We start from the raw sequence: 22,130 nt of genomic DNA on the forward strand, positions 1-22,130 counted from the left end.
TATTGATGAACAGCAAGATAATTTATTCTGTATTAGTAGCTTTTATATTTTCTGTTATAGGAGGACCAATACTTATACCAATTCTTCATAAACTAAAATTTGGCCAAAATATAAGAGAAGAAGGACCGAAAAGCCATCAAAAAAAAGCAGGAACACCAACTATGGGAGGGGTAATATTTATTGTAGCCTCTATTATATCTATGATGATATTGGTAAGAAAGCCGAGTGATGAGGCAATGTTTGCATTATATGCATTTATTGCATTTGGATGTATAGGATTTATAGATGATCTTCTTAAAATTATACATAAGAATAATTTAGGGCTTAGAGCTTATCAAAAGATGTTAATGCTCCTTTTGGTTTCTTTTGGATTCGGATTTTATGCAGCAAATAATCCTGAAATTGGAACCTCTATTATAATTCCTTTTGTAGGCAAAGCAGTTGATTTGGGAATGCTTTACATTCCGTTTATAATAATATATTTCGCAGCAACCACTAATGCTGTAAATTTGACAGATGGTTTAGATGGGCTTGCCACATCTGTTACTATACTTGTTATGACATTTTTTGTTATAGTAAGTTTTAATATGGGAAATTATACTTTATCAATATTTTGTGCAGTAGTAGCAGGAGCTTTGCTTGGTTTTTTAAGATACAATGCTTTCCCCGCTCAAGTATTTATGGGTGATACTGGATCGCTTGCATTGGGAGGAGCATTGGCTGCAGTGGCTATGATTTTAAAGCTTCCTTTATTGGTAATAATAGTAGGGGGAGTATATGTTATGGAAACATTATCTGTAATACTTCAGGTTGCTTCATTTAAGTTGACAGGTAAGAGAATATTTAAAATGAGCCCTCTTCATCATCACTTTGAGCTATGTGGATGGCATGAAACTAAAGTAGTATCAGCATTTTCTATTGCAACTGTGATACTTTGTATGATTGCATTTTTATCATTTTAAGGATTTATAAGTAATTTTTTAGGAGGTTATTATGAGAAGGCTCCAAAAGAAAAGATTCCAAAATAAAGGATTCTCAAATAAAATGGGAACTGTAGATTTTTTTCTTTTTTCAGTGATAATGTTACTCGTAGCTGTAGGAGTAATTATGGTTTTTAGTGCTAGTTCTTATTTTGCCTTTTATAAGTATAAAGACAGTATGTATTTTTTAAAGAGGCAAGGATTATGGGCAACACTTGGAGTAATATTTATGTTTATTGCCATGAGCTATGATTATCATGAAATAAAAAAACATACAAAAATAATTATGATTATTACGACACTTTTGCTCTTAGTAGTATTTGCGTTTCCAGAAAGAAATGGTGCAAGAAGATGGATACCGCTGGGACCAGCTACATTTCAGCCATCAGAAATAGCTAAGTATATGGTAGTTTTGTTTATAGCTAAAAGTATAGAAATGAAAGGAGAAAAGATAAAGACTTTTTTCCGTGGAGTAATACCTTATCTTTTAGTTGGAGGATTTTATGCTGCACTTGTATATTTAGAAAAAAACTTAAGTATAGCTACTGTTATAATGGGAGTAACTTTTATAATGCTTTTTGTGGCTGGTGCAAAGTTTTCTCATCTTTTAGCAGTAGTAGCACCAGTTGTATGTGCCGGAGCAGCAGCCATACTTTTAGTGCCTTTTAGAAGAGCTAGATTTTTTACCTACAGAAATCCTTGGATAGATCCTCAGAGAACAGGTTATCAATTAATACAGTCTTTCTTAGCATTAGGTTCTGGAGGGATTTGGGGAGTAGGGCTAGGGCAATCAAGGCAAAAGTGTTATTATATTCCTGAGCCACATAATGATTTTATATTTGCAGTTATAGGGGAAGAATTAGGGCTTATAGGGTGTGCGTTTATAGTACTGTTATTTTCTATATTTATATGGAGAGGAATAGTAACTGCTGTTAAAGCAAAAGACACCTTTGGTACAATGCTTGCTACAGGTATAACTGCAGTTATAGCAATACAGGCAATTATAAATATTTCAGTTGTTACTGGTTCTATTCCTGTAACTGGAGTTCCACTACCATTTATAAGCTATGGAGGCTCATCTTTAGTATTGAATCTCATAGCTATGGGAGTACTTTTGAATGTATCAAGACAAAAAAGTAACGGTTAAAAAGTTTGGATTATAGCATTGCAAGCATTTGCAATGCTATAATTTTGTAATAAGAAAAATTTAATAAAAATTTTAATGAAATTAATCATAGCAAGTGTTATTATTAATATATGAACAAATGGTTAGGGTGGAGAGTTGAAATGATAGAAGTTACAAACATAAATAACAAAAACAAAGAAGTAGAGGATGATACTAACGAAAAAAATGAATTTATAATAAAGAGAAGAAGAAAAAAATTTATGAAAAAATTAGTGCTGTCATTATTATTTTTAATTGGAGTTTTGATGACTTTACTTCTTAAGCATCCGTATTTTAATATAAAGGATATAAATGTAAAAAATAATAAGAATATATCTATAAGTAATGTCATAGAAACTTCTAAGATTAGCAAAGGGAATAATATTTTTTATATAGATTTAGATAGTGCTAAAAAGAACTTATTAAAGAATCCATATATATTGGAAGCTCAGATAAAAAGAAAACTACCAAGTACTTTAGTTATAACTATAAAGGAAAGGGAAGCAGTATTTTACGGGAATAAAGGAAATAAATATTTTGTATTAGACAGAAATGGAGCTGTACTTGAAGAAAGACAAGATATAAATAATATGAAACTAGTAAAACTACAAGGGTTTGATGAAAGTAAAAGCAAATTGGGTCAGCCGATTGTAGTGGATGATGAAAGAAAGATAGAAACTGCTAGAGAATTGTCTGCTCTTTTAGGAAATAAAAAGGATAACTATGGAGTTTCAACAGTAGATATAGGAGATATAACAAATATAAAAGTATATTATAATAATATTTGCATTAAACTTGGAAATAATCAAAGCTTAGACGAGAAGCTTAATAAGGCTTTTAATATAGTTTTTCAAAAGGAAGAACTAAAAGGGAAAAAGGGATATATAGATGTGAGTTTTGAAGGCAATCCTGTAGTTTTCATAGAGTAAGTAGGAGGAATTTTTTATGCGTAAGTGGACTTCACAAATAAGTTTAGCTTTAGTATGTGCAGTGCTTGGATTTACTTTAGCATATCAATTTAAAGCTATTTTAAAAAGAGAAAAATTATTAAATGTAAATCAGTATACAGCCAATAATGTTAATACGGAAATTGAACAATATAAAAAGGATAAAGAAGGATTAAATAAAAAGATAGAAGAACTTCAAACTAAATTAAATGATTATGAATCAACAGCAGCAGGAAACGATGATACTACCAAAAAACTTTTAGTAGATTTGGAAGAAACTAGACGTTTAACAGGTACGACAGATGTTCAAGGGGAAGGTATAGTGATACAACTGATACCTAATCAAGATATTTTTGGAAATAACGGAGGAATGACAATAACAGATAGGCATTTAGTTTATTTAGTAAATGAATTAAGATTTGCTGGAGCAGAAGCTATTTCCATAAATGATATAAGACTTACATTAAAGTCTGGTATAAGAATTTCTGGAAGTACTATTATAATAAATGGTGAGGATAGAGTATCACCCTCACAAAAGATAACAATAAAAGCTATAGGAGATAAAAAGAATTTAGAGGCTGCTTTGAATTTTCCAGAAACATTATCAGATTTTAAAGGTATTTCTGAGGTTAAATATGAAGTCTCTGATGATATAAAGGTTCAAAAATATAATAAAACATATAAATTTAACTATGCAAAACCTGTAGAAAAAGAAAATAAAAAATAGAGGTGACTTGAATGATTGCGTTTTTGGGACTAATAATAGGTATGATATTAGGACTTGTACTTAATATAAATATTTCAGATAAGTTTTCTCCGTATTTATCCATTGCAATACTAGCGGCTTTAGACTCTGTATTTGGAGCTATAAGAGCTAATCTTTCTAAAAACTTTCAAGCTGATATATTTATTTCAGGCTTCTTTGGAAATGCTATTATTGCAGCAGGGCTTACATATATTGGAGATAAGCTGGGTGTCCCAATATATATAGCTGCTGTAGTAGTATTCGGAGGAAGAATATTTGATAGCTTTGCAATGATAAGAAGAATTCTTATTGAAAAGATAAAATCTCGTCAATGAGGTGAATTTAATGAAAAAAAATGAGGCTAATATATTTTTGTTTATAGCTTCTATTATTATAGGAGTACTGATAGCTACAAATATTAGTTTTTCAAGACAAAGTCAAATAATGTTAAGCAGTAGGGAATACCAGGATAACTATGCTCATAAAAATCAACTTATAAATGATATAAGTAACTTAAATAGACAGTATGAAGAATATTCTAATAAGCTTCGTAAATATGAGGAAAGTATACAGGATAGAAATAAGATAAGAAATGAAATAATAAAGGAAATAGACTACAATAATAATATACTTGGTGGAACTGAAGTGCATGGACAAGGAATATTAATTACACTAAATGATGCAAGCACAGAATTTGTAGAGGACCCTTTTGAATATCAATTAAAATTGATACATAATACTGATATGGTGCAGGTAATAAACGATTTGCTGAATTCTGGTGCAGAAGCTATTTCTGTAAATGGGAATAGACTTATAGGGAATTCAAGTATATACTGCAATGGTCCTTTTTTAAGAGTCAATGGCATACAAATAAGTGCTCCTTTTTATATAAAAGCTATAGGCAATAAAGAAACATTAAAAGCATATATGCTTGGAGATGAAAACTACTTAAAGGCATTGATGTTTAGAGACATACAAGTAGATATAGAAGATTCACATGATATTATAATACCAGCTTTTAGCGGAAATTTTAAAAATAAATTTATAAAATCTTTTAAGTAAATAGATAAATTTGAAGGAATTTTGGATTTTATGAAGAATAATTAAGATTAAAAGGGGATGATAATATGTCTATTGCTGAAAATGTAATAAATATTAATCCTACTATTCCAAGTGGAGTTAAGCTTATAGCTGTATCAAAAACAAAGCCATTGGAAGATATGGATGAGGCATATCAATGCGGAATAAGAGATTTTGGAGAAAATAAGGTTCAGGAATTAATGTATAAGATAGAGCATTTTAATAAAGAAGATGTAACATGGCATTTAATAGGACATTTACAGCGAAATAAAGTTAAATACATTGTAGGCAAAGTTAATCTTATACATTCCTTAGATAGCATAAAGTTGTTAGAAGAAATAGAAAAACAATATGCTAAGACAGGGTTAATAGCTCATGTTCTTATAGAAATAAATATAGGAAAAGAACAAAATAAGTCTGGAATAATGAAAGAAGACTTAGAAGAACTATTAAATGTTATAGAAAATTGTAATTACGTAAATGTAGAAGGACTTATGACTGTAATACCTATAGGTGATGAAAATTCTTGTAGAATATACTTTAAAGAGGTTAAAAATATATTCGATAACTTAAGTAAGAGAAGTTTTAAAAATATTAAAATGAAATACCTTTCAATGGGTATGACTGGAGATTATAAGATAGCCATAGAAGAAGGTTCTAATATGGTGAGAATAGGTCAAGGGATATTCGGTAAAAGAGATTACACAATTATTAATGCTTAATAAAGGAGGAAATTTACATGGCAGGAAAAGTACTAAATAAGATGATGAGTCTTATAGGACTCGAAGATGAAATAGAAGAACTAGAAGAAGATACAGATGAGATGGAAGATGGCATATCTGGAAGTGATAATGGAAGGGAAGAATATGAACCAATAATATCATCTAATTCAAAAAAACCAAATAAAATAGTAAGTATACATACTTCTGTAAATCCAAAGGTTATGATAGTGAAACCTTCTACCTATGATGAAGTAGTGGATATATGTGACCACTTAAAAAATAGAAAGATAGTAGTGGTGAATTCTACAGGGTTAGAGCCTAAAGTAGGGCAAAGGTTACTAGACTTCATGAGTGGGGCGACTTATGCATTAGGTGGGAATTTAGAAGAAGTAGGATGTAAAATATATATAGTATCCCCTTCTAATGTAGAAGTAGATAGTGAACTTAAAAATGAATTGTCAAATAAGGGGATTTTTAGCTGGAATAAATAAGGCTGGAGGTTTATATGAACGTTATTTTATACAAAATTTTTAGTTTGTTATTTGTTGTAATGGAGTATGCAATATTTGCAGAAATAATACTTTCCTTTGTTATGAGGGGAGTAGAAAATAAATTTACTTATTTTCTACACTCTATTACAGAACCATTACTTGCTCCAGGAAGAAAAATTCAGGAAAAAATTATGCCAGGTTTTATGATTGACTTCTCTCCGATAATTGCCTTTTTTATTATATCTATATTAAGAAAAATTACATTTTCACTTATTCTTCTTTTGTAATATGATGGATAAAAAAGCATTTTTAAATGCATTGTCTTTTGAAGACAAGAATAAAGTTTCAAAGTTATATGAGAAAATATGTTTTTGCTTAAAAACAGGAAGAGAAGTGTACACAGAGGAATTTTATCCTCCAAATGTTTGGAGGTATTTGGAAAATGCTAAAGGGACTTTGGGTGTAAATGTAAGCTCATTTGGGATATTTGATGAGGCAGAAAGAAAAGTAATAGCTTTTTCGGAGAAGGAAATATGGCATTTCCCAATAAGTTTAATTAAGATACAAAATAAATCTGAATTTACTAAGTTAACTCATAGAGATTATTTAGGAAGTATCTTATCATTAGGTATAAAAAGGGAAAAGCTTGGAGATTTAATATGTGGAGATTCCTCAGCATATGTGGCAGTATATGAAGAACTGGCTGATTATATAGTATATAACTTAAAATCTGTAGGAAATAGTCCATGTATTGTGGAGATGGTTGATATATATACTGAAGATTTGCCACAGCATAAGTTTCAAGAGGAAAATATAATATCAACTTCTTTTAGATTAGATTCTATTGTTAGTTCTATAACAGGGCTTTCTCGAAGTAAAGCTTTAGATATTATAAAAGAAGGCAAGGTTATAAAGGACTATAGAGTAGAAACTGAAAAAGATGAAATCGTTCAGGAAAATTCAATACTTACTATAAGGGGTTATGGTAAGTATAAAATAGTATCTCAAGTGGGTACTACAGGCAGCGGCAGATTTAAAATATTACTAAAGAAATTTATCTAAAATGAGGTGGGCGTATGAAAACAACATCTATGGATATAACAAGTAGGGAATTTAAGAAATCCTTTAGAGGATATGACATGGACGAAGTAGAAGAGTTTTTAGAAAAGATAGCAGAAGACTATGAAACTTTGTATAAAGAAAATTCATATTTAAAAGAAAAAATAAATGCATTACAAGAAAATATTGAGCATTATGCAAAAATGGAAGATACAATTCAAAGCACGCTCTTACTTGCCCAAAATGCTTCTGATCAAGCTAAGAGAACAGCTCAAAAGGAAGCAGAGCTTGTTGTGTTAAATGCCAATGAAACAGCTCAAAGAATTTTGGATAAGGCTCATAATGAAGTAATGAAAATAAATGATGATTTTGAGCGAACAAAGCAAGAGTTCATAATCTTTAAGACAAAGTTTAAAACTTTTATGCAATCTCAGCTAGAAGTATTTGAGACAATGGAAAAAGATTATATAAGAAGCTATAATATAGGTAACTATGTAGATAAAAGTAAAAATGATAGTTTAAATCTAGAGGAATTAGGAAATAATATAAGCATAGAACTAAGTAATGATGAAAGTTTCATGAAAAAAGATTTAGAAGAAACTAAAGTTCTTGATACTGAAGAATTAAATCAAATTAAGAGTTTTTTTGCAGAAAGATAATAAAAAATCTCGCTCGTCAGAGTGAGATTTTTTATTGAAAATTTATTTATCCTGCTAATTAAGAGAGGGGATAGAAATATGAAAGAACTAAGTGTGAAGCTAAAGGATAGGGAATACAAAGTATATATAACTTCATCTATGGATAGATTTTCACAAGCTTTAATTGAAAATAAGATAAAAGATAAGGATTCAATGTTTATAATTACAGATGATAAGGTGCATTCGATTTATAAAGATAGTATTGAAAAATTGAAGGAACAATATAACGTGAAGGAATATTGTTTTAAAGAAGGGGAAGAAAATAAGAACATAAATACGGTTCAAGGAATATACTCTTTTTTAATAGAAAATAACGCAAATAGAAATAGTTTATTAATAGCATTAGGTGGAGGTGTTGTAGGAGATATAGTTGGGTTTGTAGCCTCTACTTATATGAGGGGAATAAGATATATTAACATACCTACAACTCTTTTATCCCAAGTAGATAGTTCTGTAGGAGGAAAAGTAGGATATAACTATAATGGCGTGAAAAATATAATAGGAAATTTTCATCATCCAGAGTTTGTGTATATATCTACAAATTTCTTGAAGACATTAGAACAAAAGGAGTTCCAAGGAGCATTAGGGGAAGTAGTAAAATATGCACTTATTAGAGATAGTAGTTTTTTAAACTTTTTAAATGAAAATTATAAGGGTATATTGGAAAAAGAAACAGATAAAATGATTCATATAATAAAAAGCTCTCTTAAGATAAAATCAGAAATAATAAAAGATTATTTAAATGATAGAGGAATCAGAAATGTATTAAACTTTGGGCATACAGTAGGTTATGCTATTGAAATGAATTCAGGAGGCAAATTAACTCATGGGGAAGCTGTAGCGCTGGGTATGCTTACCTCAATAAAACTTTCTGAAAACATATGTAAGTTAAGAAGGGACTTATATGGGAATATCGTTAACTTATATGAAAAGCTAAGGCTTCCTACAAAGTATAAAGTTGACAATTATACTTTATTTATGTATGCTATTAATCGTGATAAAAAAAATGATGATAAAATAAGATTTGTATTATTAGAGGACTTGAATAAGCCAAAAGTAAAAGTAGAAATAAATAAAAAAGATATTATAAATGCATTAAAAAATAGCATATCTTGAAGGAGGAAATAATTATGATAATAGGAATAATAGGAGCAATGATTGAGGAAGTAGAGCCAATCATAAATGAAATGAGTATAGAAAGAAAGCTTAGTAAAGCACAAATGGAATTTAACCTAGGAAAAATATGGGCGCATGATGTGGTTGTTGTTAAGAGTGGTATAGGTAAGGTAAATGCAGCAGTATGCGCACAAATACTTATAGATGAATTTAATGTTGATAAAGTTATAAATGTTGGAGTAGCAGGAGGGGTAGGAAAGGATGTACTTCCTGGGGATGTAGTTATTGCAGATAGTTTAGTACAACATGATTGCGATTCAACTGCATTTGGAGAAAGAAAAGGACAAATTCCTAGAATGGATACATTTGATTTTAAATGTCATGATGAATTAGTTTTAAAAGCAAAAGCAGCTTGTGAAAAAGTAAGTGAATGTAAATGTTTTGTGGGGAGAATAGTTACAGGAGATCAATTTATAGCTGATAGGGAAAAAATTATTTGGCTAAGTGAAGAGTTTGGCGCTCTTGCATGTGAAATGGAAGGTGGAAGTATTGCTCAAGTTTGCCATTTAAATAATGTGCCTTTTGTAATAATAAGATCTGCATCTGATAATGCTAATAATGGAGCACATATAGAATATGAAAAGTTTAAACCAATAGCTGTAAAAAATTCTATAGGTATTCTTAAGAATATGATAGAAACTATGTAGGTGATAAAGGAATGGAAAATTTATTGGTAGACATAAAAAATGGTGAAAGGATAAAAGTAAGAGTAAAAGATATCGAGATAGGTGGAAGTGAAAAAATAATAATGTCTGGACCATGCGCTGTAGAAGATTATGATACTATGATTAAAATTGGAAAGACATTAAAAGATTTAGGTGTTCATATGTTAAGAGGTGGAGCTTTTAAACCAAGAACTTCACCGTATTCCTTTCAAGGTCTAAAATTTGAAGGTATGAAGATACTAAATGAAGTAAGTAAAGTTACAGGGCTTCCAGTGGTATCCGAAATAATGGATACTCGTGATGTAGAAGAAGGAATAAAGTACATAGATATGATTCAAATAGGCTCTAGAAATATGTACAATTATAGCCTTTTAAAAGAAGTGGGAAAAACCAATAAGCCTGTACTTTTAAAAAGGGGTATGAGTGCAACTTTAGCAGAGTGGATTTATGCAGCGGAATATATCATGGCAGAAGGCAATATGAATGTAGTTCTTTGTGAAAGAGGAATAAGAACATTTGAAAGTTATACAAGAAATACTTTGGATTTAAATAGTGTAGCGGTGATAAGACAAAAATATAGAATACCTATAATAGTTGATCCAAGTCATGGAACTGGACTGAGAGAACTTGTTTTACCCATGAGTATGGCCTCTTTAGCTGTGGGAGCTGATGGACTTATGATAGAAAGCCATATACATCCAGATAATTCTGTTTCAGATTCTAGAGAAACGATTTCTATGGAAACCTTAAAGAATATTATAAGTAAAATTAATAATAAAGAACTTTTATAGATTGCTAAAATATGAGTTTGAAATCAATTTACTTATAAAGAAAGTCTGTTTAAAGAACCATAAATTGCTTTAAGGATTTTACAAGAATAATTTAATTTATTAAAGATAAAATAACTATAGTTATAAAAATTCATCCTTAAGGAGAAAGGGGATAATTATAGTTATGGATAAATCTGAGTTAGATTATTTTAGAAAAAAGCTTGAGAAAGAAAAAGATGATGTAATAGAAACATTACATTTAATGAAGAGAAATGATACTATAGATTCCAATGTATCCTTTTTAACTGAACTTTCACTATATGACAATCATCCTTCAGATTTAGCAAGTGAGGTATATGACAAAGAAAGAGGATTGGCTTTAAAGGGAAATGAGATAAGTATATTAAATAAGATAAATGATGCATTAGATCGTGTAAAGGATGAAACCTATGGGAAATGCCAGGAATGTGGAAAAGATATAAATGAGGAGAGATTGGAATTTGTACCTTATGCAGAGTACTGTGTAAATTGTCAAAGCCTCAATCATAGTGGGTTTAACGTAAAACTAAATAGTCGTGCTTTTCAACCTAAGAATAGGCCTATAGAAGAAAAGGTAATCCAAAATTTTGATTATACAATTAATGATTATGATGAGGCTGCTTTTGATGGAATGGACTCTTATGATGATGTAGGATTTTTCAATAAAAGAGAAAATATATTTGAAGATGACTATTATGAAGACCATGAAGGTATTGTAGATATAGTAGACACTATAAGTAACGAACAATATAGAAAAACTATAGAGTAAATATTAATTATCAAATAAATAATGGTGCATATATTGAGGAAATATCTAAAATAATTGATATAGATTAAGCTATAAAAATGTTGTAAGGTTCTATAGGTTATTAAAGTAAGAAATTTATAAGTAATATTATAAATTTCTTACTTTAATAGTTAGTATTTTTATTGCTAATTGTCAAAGGGGGTAGGGTGTCAATGGAAATAATTATAATAATTTTAGGAGTTATATTAGATAGAATAACTAAAATGTGGGCTCTTAAAGACCTTGCTATAGGAAGGGATTTAATAATAATAAAAAATTTCTTTCAATTCTCGTACTTAGAAAATACGGGAGCGGCTTTTGGGATATTTAGAGATAAGACTATATTCTTAGCTATAATTACATTTGTAATTGCAATAGGTATATTATTTTATTTATTTAAATACAAGCCACAATCGTTGATATTAAGATTATCTTTAGCTTTTATCATAAGTGGGGCTATAGGAAACCTCATTGATAGAGTCTATTATAAATACGTAGTAGATTTTATATTATTACATTATAAAGATATGTATTATTTCCCTACATTTAATGTTGCAGATATATTTGTGACAATGGGAACAGCTTTGTTAGCACTTTATGTTATAAAGGAAGAGAAAAATGGAGAATAGAAAATTTTTAATAACTGAAGAAAATAAAAGTAAAAGACTCGATACGTTTTTGACAGAAAACTTCGATGGAAAATCCAGATCTTTTATACAAGGACTTATTGAAAAAGAAGAGGTTTTAGTAAACTCTAATATTAAAAAAAGTAATTATAAACTGAGAGTAGGAGATGAAGTACAAGTAAATATTCCTGATCCTACTCATGTTAATATAGAACCAGAAGATATACCTATTGATATAATTTATGAAGATAGTGATGTTATAGTAGTAAATAAACCTCAGGGGATGGTAGTACACCCTGCTCCAGGAAATTATGAAGGTACTTTAGTTAATGCTCTTTTAAATCACTGTAGTGATTTGTCCGGAATTAATGGAGTTGCAAGACCTGGAATAGTTCATAGAATAGATAAAGATACTTCGGGAATACTTGTTGTTGCTAAAAATGATAATGCTCATAATAAGTTGTCAGAGCAGTTTAAAGAACATTCAATTACTAGAGTGTACTTAGCGCTAGTTGAAGGAATAATAAAGGAAGATGAAGGAACTATAGATGCACCGCTTGCAAGACATCCGAAGGAAAGGATAAAAATTGCAATAGTACCTAGTGGTAGAAGAGCAGTTACTCATTATAAGGTAATTAAAAGATTTAAAGAGCACACCTTAGTACAGTGTAAGTTGGAAACAGGAAGAACTCATCAAATAAGAGTACATATGTGTCATATTGGTCATCCATTAGTGGGCGATCCCGTATATGGATACAAAAAGCAAAAATTCAATTTGGAAGGTCAAATGCTTTATGCACAAAAGCTTGGATTTATACATCCCAAAACTAATGAATATATTGAATTTCAGTGTGATATTCCAAGTTACTTTAAAAATGTATTAGATATTTTAGAAAAACAGTTGAAATAATATTAAATTAATGATATTCTAATTGTAGAAATAAGTTTCCTTTAAGTGGTCCTGTGAGATCATAAGGCGCGATATAGATAGTAGAGTATAAGTGCGTCTTGATTCACAGATCAAGGCGCTTTTTTATATTTTGTGAAAGGTGGTTAAAAAATGGAATTAAAAGCAGTTATTTTAGATGACAAGGCAATGAAAAGAGCATTAGCTAGGGTAGCACATGAAATTATAGAAAAGAATAAAGGTGTAGAAGATATTGTTTTAATAGGAGTAAAGAGAAGAGGGGTACCTCTTGCACAAAGAATAGCTAAAAATATTGAAGAATTTGAAGGTGTTAAGGTTCCAGTAGGCAGTGTAGATATTACATTGTATAGAGATGATTTAACTACTTTAAATGAGGATCCAAATATAAATAATGATAAAATAGAAGTTGAAATTAAGGGTAAGAAAGTAATTATAGTTGATGATGTAGTATATACAGGAAGAACAGTAAGAGCTTCTATAGATGCAATATTTCATAATGGAAGACCTAATATGATACAGCTTGCAGTTATGGTAGATAGAGGTCATAGAGAGCTTCCTATAAGACCAGATTATGTGGGAAAAAATATACCTACATCCCACGAAGAAATAGTTTCAGTAGCAGTAAGTGAAATAGATGGAGAAGATTCAGTAAAAATTTATGAAGTATAAGCTTTGTATAAAGCTACTATATACTTTTAAATTAGCCCAGAGAGGCTAAAAAGGGGGAAAATAAATGAAAAATTATGTAGATGTAAATGAAAAGTTACCTATTCTAAAGACAATACCATTAAGTTTTCAGCACTTATTTGCAATGGTAGGAGCTACTATACTTGTACCTATGCTTACAGGTATGAGTCCATCTATAGCACTCTTTGCTAGTGGTGTTGGAACGCTCTTATATATTTTATGTACTAAGGCAAAATTACCTTCATACATTGGTTCGTCCTTTGCATTCATTGGACCGATGACAGTTGCATCTTCTGCATACGGAAAACAAGCAATGCTTTCAGGAGTTATAGCAGCAGGTATCGTGTATGTGATTGTATCATTAATAATTAGTTATACTGGGACAAATTGGATAAATAAATTACTGCCTCCAGTAGTAGTTGGAGCTGTAGTTATAGTTATAGGATTAGGACTTGCAGGTGTCGCAATAAACTGGGCAGGCCTTAATGAAGCATTTACCTCTCCTTCTATGGAAGGCGTGCCAAGATGGGCGTGGATTGCAGTTTCAATGATAACTTTAGGTGTTGGTGTGCTTGGAACTATGTACTTCAAAGGATTTTTAGGGGTAATTCCTATACTTATAGCAATGATAACAGGATATATAGCTGCTTTTATGTTAGGAGCAGTTCCGGATGAAAGTATAAATAAGATTTTACAAGCACCATTATTCCAACTACCACCTTTTATGGCTCCAAAGTTTAATTTAAATGCAATGATACTTATGGCACCAGTATCATTTGTTACACTGGCAGAACACATAGGTCACGTTTACGTAGTTAATAATGTGGTTGGAAAAGATTTTACTAAAGATCCAGGTCTGCACAAATCAATACTTGGTGATGGAGTAGCTACAATATTTGCTGGACTTGCAGGAGGTCCTCCAAATACAACTTATGGAGAAAATATAGGAGTTATGGCTATAACTAGAGTATATAGTGTATGGGTAATAGGAGGGGCTGCAATACTTGCAATTATACTTTCCTTTATAGGACCTGTAGCAGCCATAATACAAACTATGCCAATGCCTATAATGGGAGGAGTAAGCATACTACTCTTTGGAATAATAGCTTCTTCAGGATTTAGAGTGTTTGTAGAAGATAAGGTTGATTTTAGCAAAAAAAGGAATTTGGTTATATCATCTGTTATAATAGTTTTAGGTATAGGTGGAGCAGCAATTAAGTTTACAGTAAATGGAGCTCCTGTAGAAATAGCAGGTGTAGCTCTTGCAACTTTAGTGGGAATAATATTAAATATAATACTTCCTAAAGTGAGTAAATCAGAAGAAGAAGTACCCAATTCATTAGATGATAAAGAATCAAAGGCAGTATAAGTTAGAAATAAGATGCTAGATAGTAAAGTTAGGGAAGTTTGCGAATGCAAACTTCCTTTTTAAGTTATTTTATTATGGTAATAATTAAAAATTTATTATAAAATGAATAAATGATGATATATAATCTATATTTAGGAGGTAGCTAATGTTAAGAATTTGGGGGAAACTCATAAAAGATAATAAAATAATTAAAGATAAAGTAATTGAACTTGTAATAAAAGATACATATCAAGAAGCTTTAAAAGAAGCAGTAACGGAAATATGCAAGGAAATGGATGTTGCTAAACCTTACTGGCTTAATCACAATTTAGAAGAATACAATAACAGAAATAAAACTTCTTTTGATGAAAATAATTTTATTGAAGAAATAGATTTTGATAAATTTGAGATTGAAGAATTAGAAGTAGAAAAAAGATAGAAAATATAAGCTGTAATATATGGAGGAAATATATGAATAACCTTATGGAATTCTTTACATATTTAGATCCAATAGTTACTATAATGGCAAAGATGGCTTTTATATTCTTATCATATAAAGCTATACAAACTATGAATGTATATATATATTTTAAACGATTGGAAAAATAGTGTTATAAGAATGTATTAATTTAATAGTTAATATATAAAAAGCTTCAATAATTTTATTGAAGCTTTTTTAAGTTTGGTTTTTCAGGAGTTATATATATAGTTTTATTTGTATAATATATGACCATACCAGGTTTTGCACCGTTTGGCTTATGAACATGGCGAGCTTCAGTATAATCTATAGCAACTTTAGAAGAATCTTTAGCCTTGCTATAATAAGCTGCTAAATTCGCTGCTTCATCTAATGTTGTTTCAGGTAAATTTCCCTTATGCTTTATAATTACATGTGAACCTGGAATTTCCTTTGTATGAAGCCATAGGTCATTTTTATCAGCAAATTTTAGAGTTAAAAAGTCATTTTGAATATTGTTTTTACCTACATATATATCTATACCATCAGAGGATATGAAATGCATGGGCTTACTTTTTTTATCCTTCCTTTTGGAATCTTTCTTGAATTTTATATATCCAGTTTCCATAAGCTCATTTTTAATTTCATCAATGCTATTGTAATCCTCAATATTTAGTATGTTTGTGAGTACAGATTGTAGATATCTAATTTCATCTTTAGTGCTCTCTATTTGTATTGATGCAGCTTCTTCAGATTTTTTTAATTTATTGTATTTTTTAAAATACATTTGTATGTTTTGAGAAGAGGACTTATTTGGATCTAGTTTTATCTTAACAAACTCCCCATCTTCACTATAATAATTTAAAACTTCTATAGTTTCACTGCCTGGTTTTATATTATATATGTTGGCGGTTAAAAGTTCTCCGAATATTCTATACGTATCCTTTTCTGCACACTCTTTTAAGTTGTTTTTAAGTATATCTAATTTTTTTAAGCATCTGTCTAAATTTGTATTTACAAGTTTTTGTAAGTTAGATGACCTACTAGATAATCTATCTTCTTTATCCTTTTCAGCATAGTATTTATCTAAAAGCTTTGAAGGAGAATTATATTCTATATAATCATAGTCATTCATATAAGTTAACTTGATGCAGTGAAAATCTTTTAAACGATTTTCCAGAGAATATGTTGCAAAATAAAAGTTTTTATTATATAAATTATTAAACACATCATATATATAATCATTAATAACATTTAAGTTTTCTAAAGAAAGAGTAATATTTTCTAAAGTTAATCTATTGAGTAATTCTTTAGAAAATCCAGTGCTTACTCCTGTAAATACTTTAGAGAAGAAATTCTTATCTACTTTTAGTTCTGATTCGGTAACAAATTTAGATAAATCTTCGTATGTATAATTAAAAGGATTTAATTTTTCTGAAGAAGGTGGATATACAAACTTTATTCCAGGATAAAGACATCTAATGCTATTTATATCTGGAGTAACATGTTTTATGCTATCCATTATCATATTGTCTTTAGCACGTACTAAAGTTACATTGCTATGTCTTCCCATTATTTCAATTACTAAAGTATAAATGCTGTCAAAACCAAATTCATCTTTGCTTTGAAAATCCAAAAATAATACTCTATCCGATTCAAGCTGTCTGACATCTACAATTCTAGAACTAGTCAAATATTTTCTTAAAAGCATACAAAACATAGGCGGAGACATGGGATTTTCTTTTGTTATATCTGTAAAATGAATTCTAGGATACACAGCACTAGCACTTATAAGAAGCTTAAAAATTACTCTATCCTTTTTTATGGATAATAGTAATTCATCTTTTTCGGGTTGATTTATTTTTTCTACCTTACCTCCAATAATTTTATCCTTAAATTCTTGGGCGAGGCTATATAAAAAAATACCGTCTAATGCCAAAGTAATCATCCTTTCAAAACAATGTATGAGTAAAGGTAAATTATGGCCTTTTCTCGTAGTATATAGTATAACATTATAAAAATTTAAAATAAAGATATATTTAATTATTGATATTATTTACGTAAAGTAGTAAACTATTTCTGATATTTTTTAGGAGGTATAAATTATGAAATTTGTTAAAATGCATGGAAATGGGAATGATTTTGTCGTTATTGAAGATATTGATGGTATATATAAAGAGAATTATGGAGATATAGCTAAGAAGTTATGCGATAGACATTTTGGAGTAGGGGCAGATGGGCTTATTATTGTAACTAAAAGTACCATAGCACCTATACAAATGATAATAATTAATGCAGATGGGTCTTATGCATCTATGTGCGGAAATGGAATAAGATGCTTTGCAAAGTATGTATATGATAATAATATAGTAAAAGAAAAAAGTATGAAAATAGAGACAGGGGACGGAATTAAAGAAGCGTTCTTAGAAGTTAGTAATGATAAAGCAGTTACTATAAAGATAGATATGGGAAATCCTTCTTTCAAACCTGAGGATATTCCAGCAAATAGCGATGATGAAATAATAGAAAAAGAGATACAGGTAAATGATAAAACTTATACAATAACTTCATTACTTATGGGTGTGCCTCATACAATTATAATAGGTAAATTGGAGAATTTTGACGTAACAGAAGGAAAAAATATAGAAAAATACAAATTATTTCCAAACGGAACGAATATTAACTTTTGTGAGATTATAGACAGAGAAAATATCAAAGTAAAGACCTGGGAAAGAGGAGCAGGTCCTACTTTAGCTTGTGGTACAGGGAGCTGTGCATCTGTTGTTGCATGTAATAAATTAGGAATTGTAAGTTCAAAAGTGCGAGTAGAGTTGCCAGGAGGAATACTTGACATAGAAGTTGACCCTTTAGGAGTGTTTATGAAGGGACCTGCTGAAACAATATTTGTAGGAGAGTATAAATTAGAGTAATGACGCTTATTAAAAGATATATTTTGTTAGTAACACTAATATTTTTAGTGATAGTTACTTGTTCTTGTAATAGAAATAAAGTAAATGACAATGTTCCCCAGGTGATTTTACCTAAGTATTCTAAAGTTTCTATATTAAGAAGTGAAGAAAATAATATAAGTGTTTTTCAGGAAAAAGAACTATCTTTAAAAAGCATAGAGAAACTAAAAAATATAAGTGATATAAAATATAATAACAAAAACAATATATATGTATTTAAAGAGATAATTTCTAAAGGGGAAAATTTTAATAAAAGTATTATTAAGATATTGAGTTTAAATGGAGAAAAAGTTTTACAGGATTTTTATACTGCTGAGGATATGAAGTTATCCCCTAATGCTAACTATTTAGCATATAGAAGCTTTAAAGAAGATTCATTTGATAGTGCAGAAGGACTTAAAATATATGATATAAGGATGAATAAACCTATTCTAATTAATAATCAAACATTGGTATCTGGAAGTTTATATACATGGCTAAATGAAGATGAAATATTATACTATGGGGCATCAGATGACAAAGGGGTAAATATTTTCAAATACAATATAAAAAATGAAGAGGAAACATTATACACACCTCTACTTAATGGATATTGTAAATTTTTTATCCCTTATAAGGATAACATACTTATGTTGTTAGATAATGGAGAATCAAATAATTTAATGATATATAGTAAGAGTGATAACTCGCTAAAAAAATTGGATATAAGTTTTGAAATCATATATGATGGAATATATAATGAAAAACAAAAAGAAATATTTATGATTGCAGCTGAAAATGGAGAAGAAGCTAATTTGTTTAAATTATCTCTAGATGATTTAAGTTTAAACAAGGTAAATTATGAGTTCCCTAAATCACTAGATCCTAATGGAGGATTAGCAATAGATGATAGAGGATTTATATATTATCTAGGATATTCCGAAGATGATAAATTAAAAAATGATGTGTTTATATATAATGAAGATGAAGATTCTAACGTATTAATTTCTGAGGAACCGTCATACTATAAAATAATAAGTGAATAATTAAATGAAGTGACTCATTTATATAATTTTTAAAGAATTGTATAAATAAAGTCACTTTTTTGTTTTATATGATTATTTCTAAGAATAATGGATAGTATCTTAAATGGATAATAAAGGAAAGGTGGTGAGTGATTTGGAATTAAGGTATATAGATGTAGATACGCTGAAAATAAGTAGTGAAGCACTTAAGCTTATACCTATGGATATATCTCGTAGATACTCAATATTGCCCTTTAAAATTGCTCAAGATAAGCTCCAGTTGATTTCGGCAGAGGATTTGAATGCTTATACAATAGAAGAACTAAAGTTTATTTCTAAAAAGAAAATAGAAGCATTTAAAGGAGATAAAGAAAAAGTTTTAAATTTAATATATAAAAATTATGAAGTAAAAGAAGCACAAGAGACAGTATATAAATTAAATGAAGCAGAAGAGAACAAAAATCAACTTATTAAAAAGGAAAATTTAAATTCACCAATTATAAAAATTTTAAACTATATTATAACTGAAGCTATACTTAAGAAATCAAGTGATATACACTTAGAACCTAATAACCATAATGTTACTATAAGATTTAGAATAGATGGGGTTTTATATAGGGTACAGGAGATACCAAAGAACATATTTAATCAAATTACAATAAGAATAAAGATATTAAGTAATTTAGATATTACAGAAAAGAGGATACCTCAAGATGGGAAATTTGAGTATAAAGCAAATTCTAAAATTTATGATATAAGAGTATCAAGTATGCCAACAATTTATGGAGAAAAATTGGCTTTAAGAATTCTCTATAAAGATAGTGAAAATATATCTCTTTCAAAGCTGGGATTTGATAATAAGGGTATACAACTAATAAAGAGTTTTCTAAATATTCCTTATGGAATGATACTCGTTACAGGGCCTACAGGTAGTGGCAAAACTACAACTCTGTATTCAATGATAAACGAGATAGATAAGGAACACAAAAATATAATTACTATAGAGGATCCTGTAGAGTATTATGTGAAAGATATAAATCAAATAAATGTAAATAATAAAACAGGACTTACTTTTGCAACTGGTTTAAAAAGCATTTTAAGACAAGATCCAGATATGATATTGGTAGGAGAAATAAGAGATGAAGAAACGGCACAAATAGCAGTGAGGGCAGCAATAACAGGGCATTTGGTTTTTTCTACGTTACATACTAGTGACATAGCTTCGTCAGTTTTAAGACTCTTAGATATGAAGGTTCCACCCTATTTAGTATCAGATGCACTTGTGGGAATTATATCTCAAAGACTTGTAAGAAAACTATGTTCCCACTGTAAGGATATGGGGAATAGGGGTGAATGTCCATACTGTAGCGGAACTGGTTACAGTGGAAGAACTGTAATCTATGAGGCTATCAAAATGGATGAAAATCATAAAAAGATAATTGCTAGGAACTTTTCCATAGATGAATTTAATAAGTATAATACTTCACTACATCATATACCTCTCAAGGAAAATGCATTAAGTCTTGTAAGTTTAGGAGTTACAAGTCTTAATGAAGTGAAAAAAGTATAGGTGGGTGAAAATATGTATAGTTATAAAGCCCAAAAATTAGATGGTAAATATAAAAAAGGTATATTTAAGGGTGAAGATATTGAAGAGCTTGAATGCGATTTAAGAAAAAATGGATGGTACCTTTTAGGTTATAAAAAGAAAGTCCATTTTTGGAATTTTAATAGAAAAATAAACAAGAATACTTTATATATGTTATGTAAAAGCCTTGAAATGTTATTAAAGTCAGGAATAAATTTAATTCAAGCTATAAATTTAATGTCAGATAAGACTAAAAATAAAAAGTTAAAGGAAAGCTTGATTGAAATATATGAGGCTATTTTAAAGGGGGAAAGTCTTTATTCTTCTTTAAAGCTTCAAGAAAAAATATATCCATCACTTTTTATAGAGATGATGTTTGCTGGAGAACAAAGTGGAAAGCTTGAAGAAATATTGAACAATCTAGCAATGCATTATAAAGAAGAGATGAAACTTATACAAAAAATAAAAAAAGCATTTATATATCCCTTCATAGTTTTTATAACGTCAATATGCATTACATCATTTCTTATAACAAATATACTTCCTGAATTTTTACAAACCTTAAAAGATCTTGGTGGGGAAATACCTACATATACAAAGTTTATAATTTTTGTATTCCAAGTAGCATATAACAATACCTTTTTCATTATAGCAATTTTAATTTTTACATCTATAGGAATTGGGTCGAAATTAATTAATAAAATAAAAGATTGCAAAGGAGTAGTGTACAAAATGCCGTATTTAGGCAATTTGTTTAGGAATTATGAACTCCAAAAAATATTCTATTATCTTGGCTTTTTATTGTCATCTGGCATAGATATATTGAGTTCTTTGGAGAAGCTTCAATGTTCATTAAGCAGTACATTTTTAAAACAAAAGATATTAGAAGTGCTAAATAAACTTAAAAGTGGAGAAGCAATCTCAGAAGCTTTTGGAGAATTGAATTTAATTGATAAAGAAAAGATTATCATGTTAGAAGTAGGAGAAGAAGCGGGAAATATAGAAGAAATGTTGCTTAAGGTAGCAGATATGTATTTACAAGAAATTTATGAGAAAGTAGATAAGTTATCCATATATTTAGAACCTGTGATGATAATTATAGTTTCTTTCATGGTAGGAAGTATAGTTGTAGGACTTTTGATTCCTATGATAAATATTATGGATTTAATAGCTTATTAAATTAAGTTAAATTAAGGAGG

General features: G+C 29.3%; 26 protein-coding genes. 25 read left to right on the forward strand and 1 reads right to left on the reverse strand.

Features of this window, described 5'->3' with window-relative positions; translation table 11 throughout:
- Positions 1 to 5: 5 nt before the first annotated feature.
- The 21 genes from mraY to DP68_RS19750 all read left to right on the forward strand — a co-directional run bounded on the left by mraY (position 6) and on the right by DP68_RS19750 (position 15,522).
- Positions 6 to 962 (forward strand): phospho-N-acetylmuramoyl-pentapeptide-transferase, encoded by a 957-nt coding sequence (gene mraY / locus DP68_RS15100; protein ID WP_035310928.1) that lies wholly within the window; start codon positions 6 to 8, stop codon positions 960 to 962.
- 31 nt (positions 963 to 993) lie between these two features.
- Positions 994 to 2,127, forward strand: coding sequence for a stage V sporulation protein E (spoVE, locus tag DP68_RS15105; protein WP_052085834.1), 1,134 nt, complete (start codon positions 994 to 996; stop codon positions 2,125 to 2,127).
- Between the two features lie 140 nt (positions 2,128 to 2,267).
- Positions 2,268 to 3,074 carry an FtsQ-type POTRA domain-containing protein gene (locus DP68_RS15110; protein ID WP_052085835.1) on the forward strand — a complete coding sequence of 269 codons (807 nt, stop codon included), beginning with the start codon at positions 2,268 to 2,270 and terminating at the stop codon, positions 3,072 to 3,074.
- Positions 3,075 to 3,090: 16 nt separating this feature from the next.
- On the forward strand, positions 3,091 to 3,819 hold the full coding sequence (locus tag DP68_RS15115; protein ID WP_035310930.1) for a DUF881 domain-containing protein: 729 nt from the start codon (positions 3,091 to 3,093) through the stop codon (positions 3,817 to 3,819).
- Positions 3,820 to 3,830: 11 nt separating this feature from the next.
- The gene (locus tag DP68_RS15120; RefSeq protein ID WP_035310934.1) at positions 3,831 to 4,172 is read left to right on the forward strand and encodes a DUF1290 domain-containing protein; all 342 of its coding nucleotides are present in this window, start codon (positions 3,831 to 3,833) and stop codon (positions 4,170 to 4,172) included.
- A gap of 10 nt (positions 4,173 to 4,182) precedes the next feature.
- Positions 4,183 to 4,899 carry a DUF881 domain-containing protein gene (locus DP68_RS15125; RefSeq protein ID WP_035310936.1) on the forward strand — a complete coding sequence of 239 codons (717 nt, stop codon included), beginning with the start codon at positions 4,183 to 4,185 and terminating at the stop codon, positions 4,897 to 4,899.
- 65 nt (positions 4,900 to 4,964) lie between these two features.
- Positions 4,965 to 5,639: a YggS family pyridoxal phosphate-dependent enzyme gene (locus tag DP68_RS15130; protein ID WP_035310939.1), complete on the forward strand. Its 675-nt coding sequence runs from the start codon at positions 4,965 to 4,967 to the stop codon at positions 5,637 to 5,639.
- Positions 5,640 to 5,656: 17 nt separating this feature from the next.
- Entirely contained in the window at positions 5,657 to 6,130 is a 474-nt protein-coding gene (gene sepF / locus DP68_RS15135; RefSeq protein WP_035310941.1) for a cell division protein SepF, read from the forward strand.
- A 14-nt stretch (positions 6,131 to 6,144) separates the two neighbouring features.
- Entirely contained in the window at positions 6,145 to 6,417 is a 273-nt protein-coding gene (locus tag DP68_RS15140; protein WP_035310942.1) for a YggT family protein, read from the forward strand.
- A gap of 148 nt (positions 6,418 to 6,565) precedes the next feature.
- Positions 6,566 to 7,192 (forward strand): YlmH/Sll1252 family protein, encoded by a 627-nt coding sequence (locus DP68_RS15145; protein WP_291549616.1) that lies wholly within the window; start codon positions 6,566 to 6,568, stop codon positions 7,190 to 7,192.
- A 14-nt stretch (positions 7,193 to 7,206) separates the two neighbouring features.
- Positions 7,207 to 7,848: a DivIVA domain-containing protein gene (locus DP68_RS15150; protein WP_035310946.1), complete on the forward strand. Its 642-nt coding sequence runs from the start codon at positions 7,207 to 7,209 to the stop codon at positions 7,846 to 7,848.
- Positions 7,849 to 7,926: 78 nt separating this feature from the next.
- A complete protein-coding gene (gene aroB, locus DP68_RS15155; RefSeq protein ID WP_035310947.1) occupies positions 7,927 to 9,003 on the forward strand; it encodes a 3-dehydroquinate synthase in 1,077 nt (358 codons plus the stop codon).
- Between the two features lie 14 nt (positions 9,004 to 9,017).
- A complete protein-coding gene (locus DP68_RS15160) occupies positions 9,018 to 9,710 on the forward strand; it encodes a 5'-methylthioadenosine/adenosylhomocysteine nucleosidase (RefSeq protein WP_035310948.1) in 693 nt (230 codons plus the stop codon).
- 11 nt (positions 9,711 to 9,721) lie between these two features.
- Positions 9,722 to 10,519: a 3-deoxy-7-phosphoheptulonate synthase gene (gene aroF / locus DP68_RS15165; protein ID WP_035310950.1), complete on the forward strand. Its 798-nt coding sequence runs from the start codon at positions 9,722 to 9,724 to the stop codon at positions 10,517 to 10,519.
- Positions 10,520 to 10,682: 163 nt separating this feature from the next.
- The gene (locus DP68_RS15170; RefSeq protein ID WP_035310952.1) at positions 10,683 to 11,306 is read left to right on the forward strand and encodes a TraR/DksA C4-type zinc finger protein; all 624 of its coding nucleotides are present in this window, start codon (positions 10,683 to 10,685) and stop codon (positions 11,304 to 11,306) included.
- Positions 11,307 to 11,497: 191 nt separating this feature from the next.
- Complete coding sequence (gene lspA / locus DP68_RS15175) at positions 11,498 to 11,953, forward strand: signal peptidase II (protein WP_035310955.1); 456 nt, start codon at positions 11,498 to 11,500, stop codon at positions 11,951 to 11,953.
- Positions 11,943 to 12,860, forward strand: a complete 918-nt coding sequence (locus DP68_RS15180) for an RluA family pseudouridine synthase (RefSeq protein ID WP_035310957.1) — start codon at positions 11,943 to 11,945, stop codon at positions 12,858 to 12,860. Before lspA ends, DP68_RS15180 begins: the two co-directional genes overlap by 11 nt.
- A 150-nt stretch (positions 12,861 to 13,010) precedes the next feature.
- On the forward strand, positions 13,011 to 13,547 hold the full coding sequence (pyrR, locus tag DP68_RS15185; protein ID WP_035310958.1) for a bifunctional pyr operon transcriptional regulator/uracil phosphoribosyltransferase PyrR: 537 nt from the start codon (positions 13,011 to 13,013) through the stop codon (positions 13,545 to 13,547).
- Between the two features lie 64 nt (positions 13,548 to 13,611).
- Positions 13,612 to 14,934 (forward strand): uracil permease, encoded by a 1,323-nt coding sequence (gene uraA, locus DP68_RS15190; RefSeq protein WP_035310959.1) that lies wholly within the window; start codon positions 13,612 to 13,614, stop codon positions 14,932 to 14,934.
- A 145-nt stretch (positions 14,935 to 15,079) separates the two neighbouring features.
- Positions 15,080 to 15,352, forward strand: coding sequence for a hypothetical protein (locus DP68_RS15195; RefSeq protein WP_035310961.1), 273 nt, complete (start codon positions 15,080 to 15,082; stop codon positions 15,350 to 15,352).
- 32 nt (positions 15,353 to 15,384) lie between these two features.
- Entirely contained in the window at positions 15,385 to 15,522 is a 138-nt protein-coding gene (locus DP68_RS19750; protein ID WP_186429993.1) for a hypothetical protein, read from the forward strand.
- Positions 15,523 to 15,575: 53 nt separating this feature from the next.
- Here DP68_RS19750 and DP68_RS15200 read toward each other — a convergent pair whose 3' ends face one another.
- Positions 15,576 to 17,309, reverse strand: a complete 1,734-nt coding sequence (locus DP68_RS15200) for an NFACT RNA binding domain-containing protein (protein ID WP_035310964.1) — start codon at positions 17,307 to 17,309, stop codon at positions 15,576 to 15,578.
- Between the two features lie 166 nt (positions 17,310 to 17,475).
- Between DP68_RS15200 and dapF the strand changes: the two genes are divergently transcribed.
- The 4 genes from dapF (at position 17,476) to DP68_RS15220 (ending at position 22,110) form a co-directional block, all read left to right on the forward strand.
- Positions 17,476 to 18,300, forward strand: coding sequence for a diaminopimelate epimerase (gene dapF / locus DP68_RS15205; protein WP_035310967.1), 825 nt, complete (start codon positions 17,476 to 17,478; stop codon positions 18,298 to 18,300).
- Positions 18,300 to 19,364: a hypothetical protein gene (locus DP68_RS15210; protein WP_035310970.1), complete on the forward strand. Its 1,065-nt coding sequence runs from the start codon at positions 18,300 to 18,302 to the stop codon at positions 19,362 to 19,364. Before dapF ends, DP68_RS15210 begins: the two co-directional genes overlap by 1 nt.
- A 103-nt stretch (positions 19,365 to 19,467) precedes the next feature.
- Positions 19,468 to 20,913, forward strand: a complete 1,446-nt coding sequence (locus tag DP68_RS15215) for a GspE/PulE family protein (protein ID WP_035310973.1) — start codon at positions 19,468 to 19,470, stop codon at positions 20,911 to 20,913.
- A 12-nt stretch (positions 20,914 to 20,925) separates the two neighbouring features.
- Positions 20,926 to 22,110 (forward strand): type II secretion system F family protein, encoded by a 1,185-nt coding sequence (locus tag DP68_RS15220; protein ID WP_035310975.1) that lies wholly within the window; start codon positions 20,926 to 20,928, stop codon positions 22,108 to 22,110.
- The last annotated feature ends 20 nt before the right edge of the window (positions 22,111 to 22,130 follow it).

Origin of the sequence: Clostridium sp. HMP27 (assembly GCF_000765165.1) — a bacterium.
Lineage (GTDB): Bacteria > Bacillota > Clostridia > Clostridiales > Clostridiaceae > Clostridium_AK.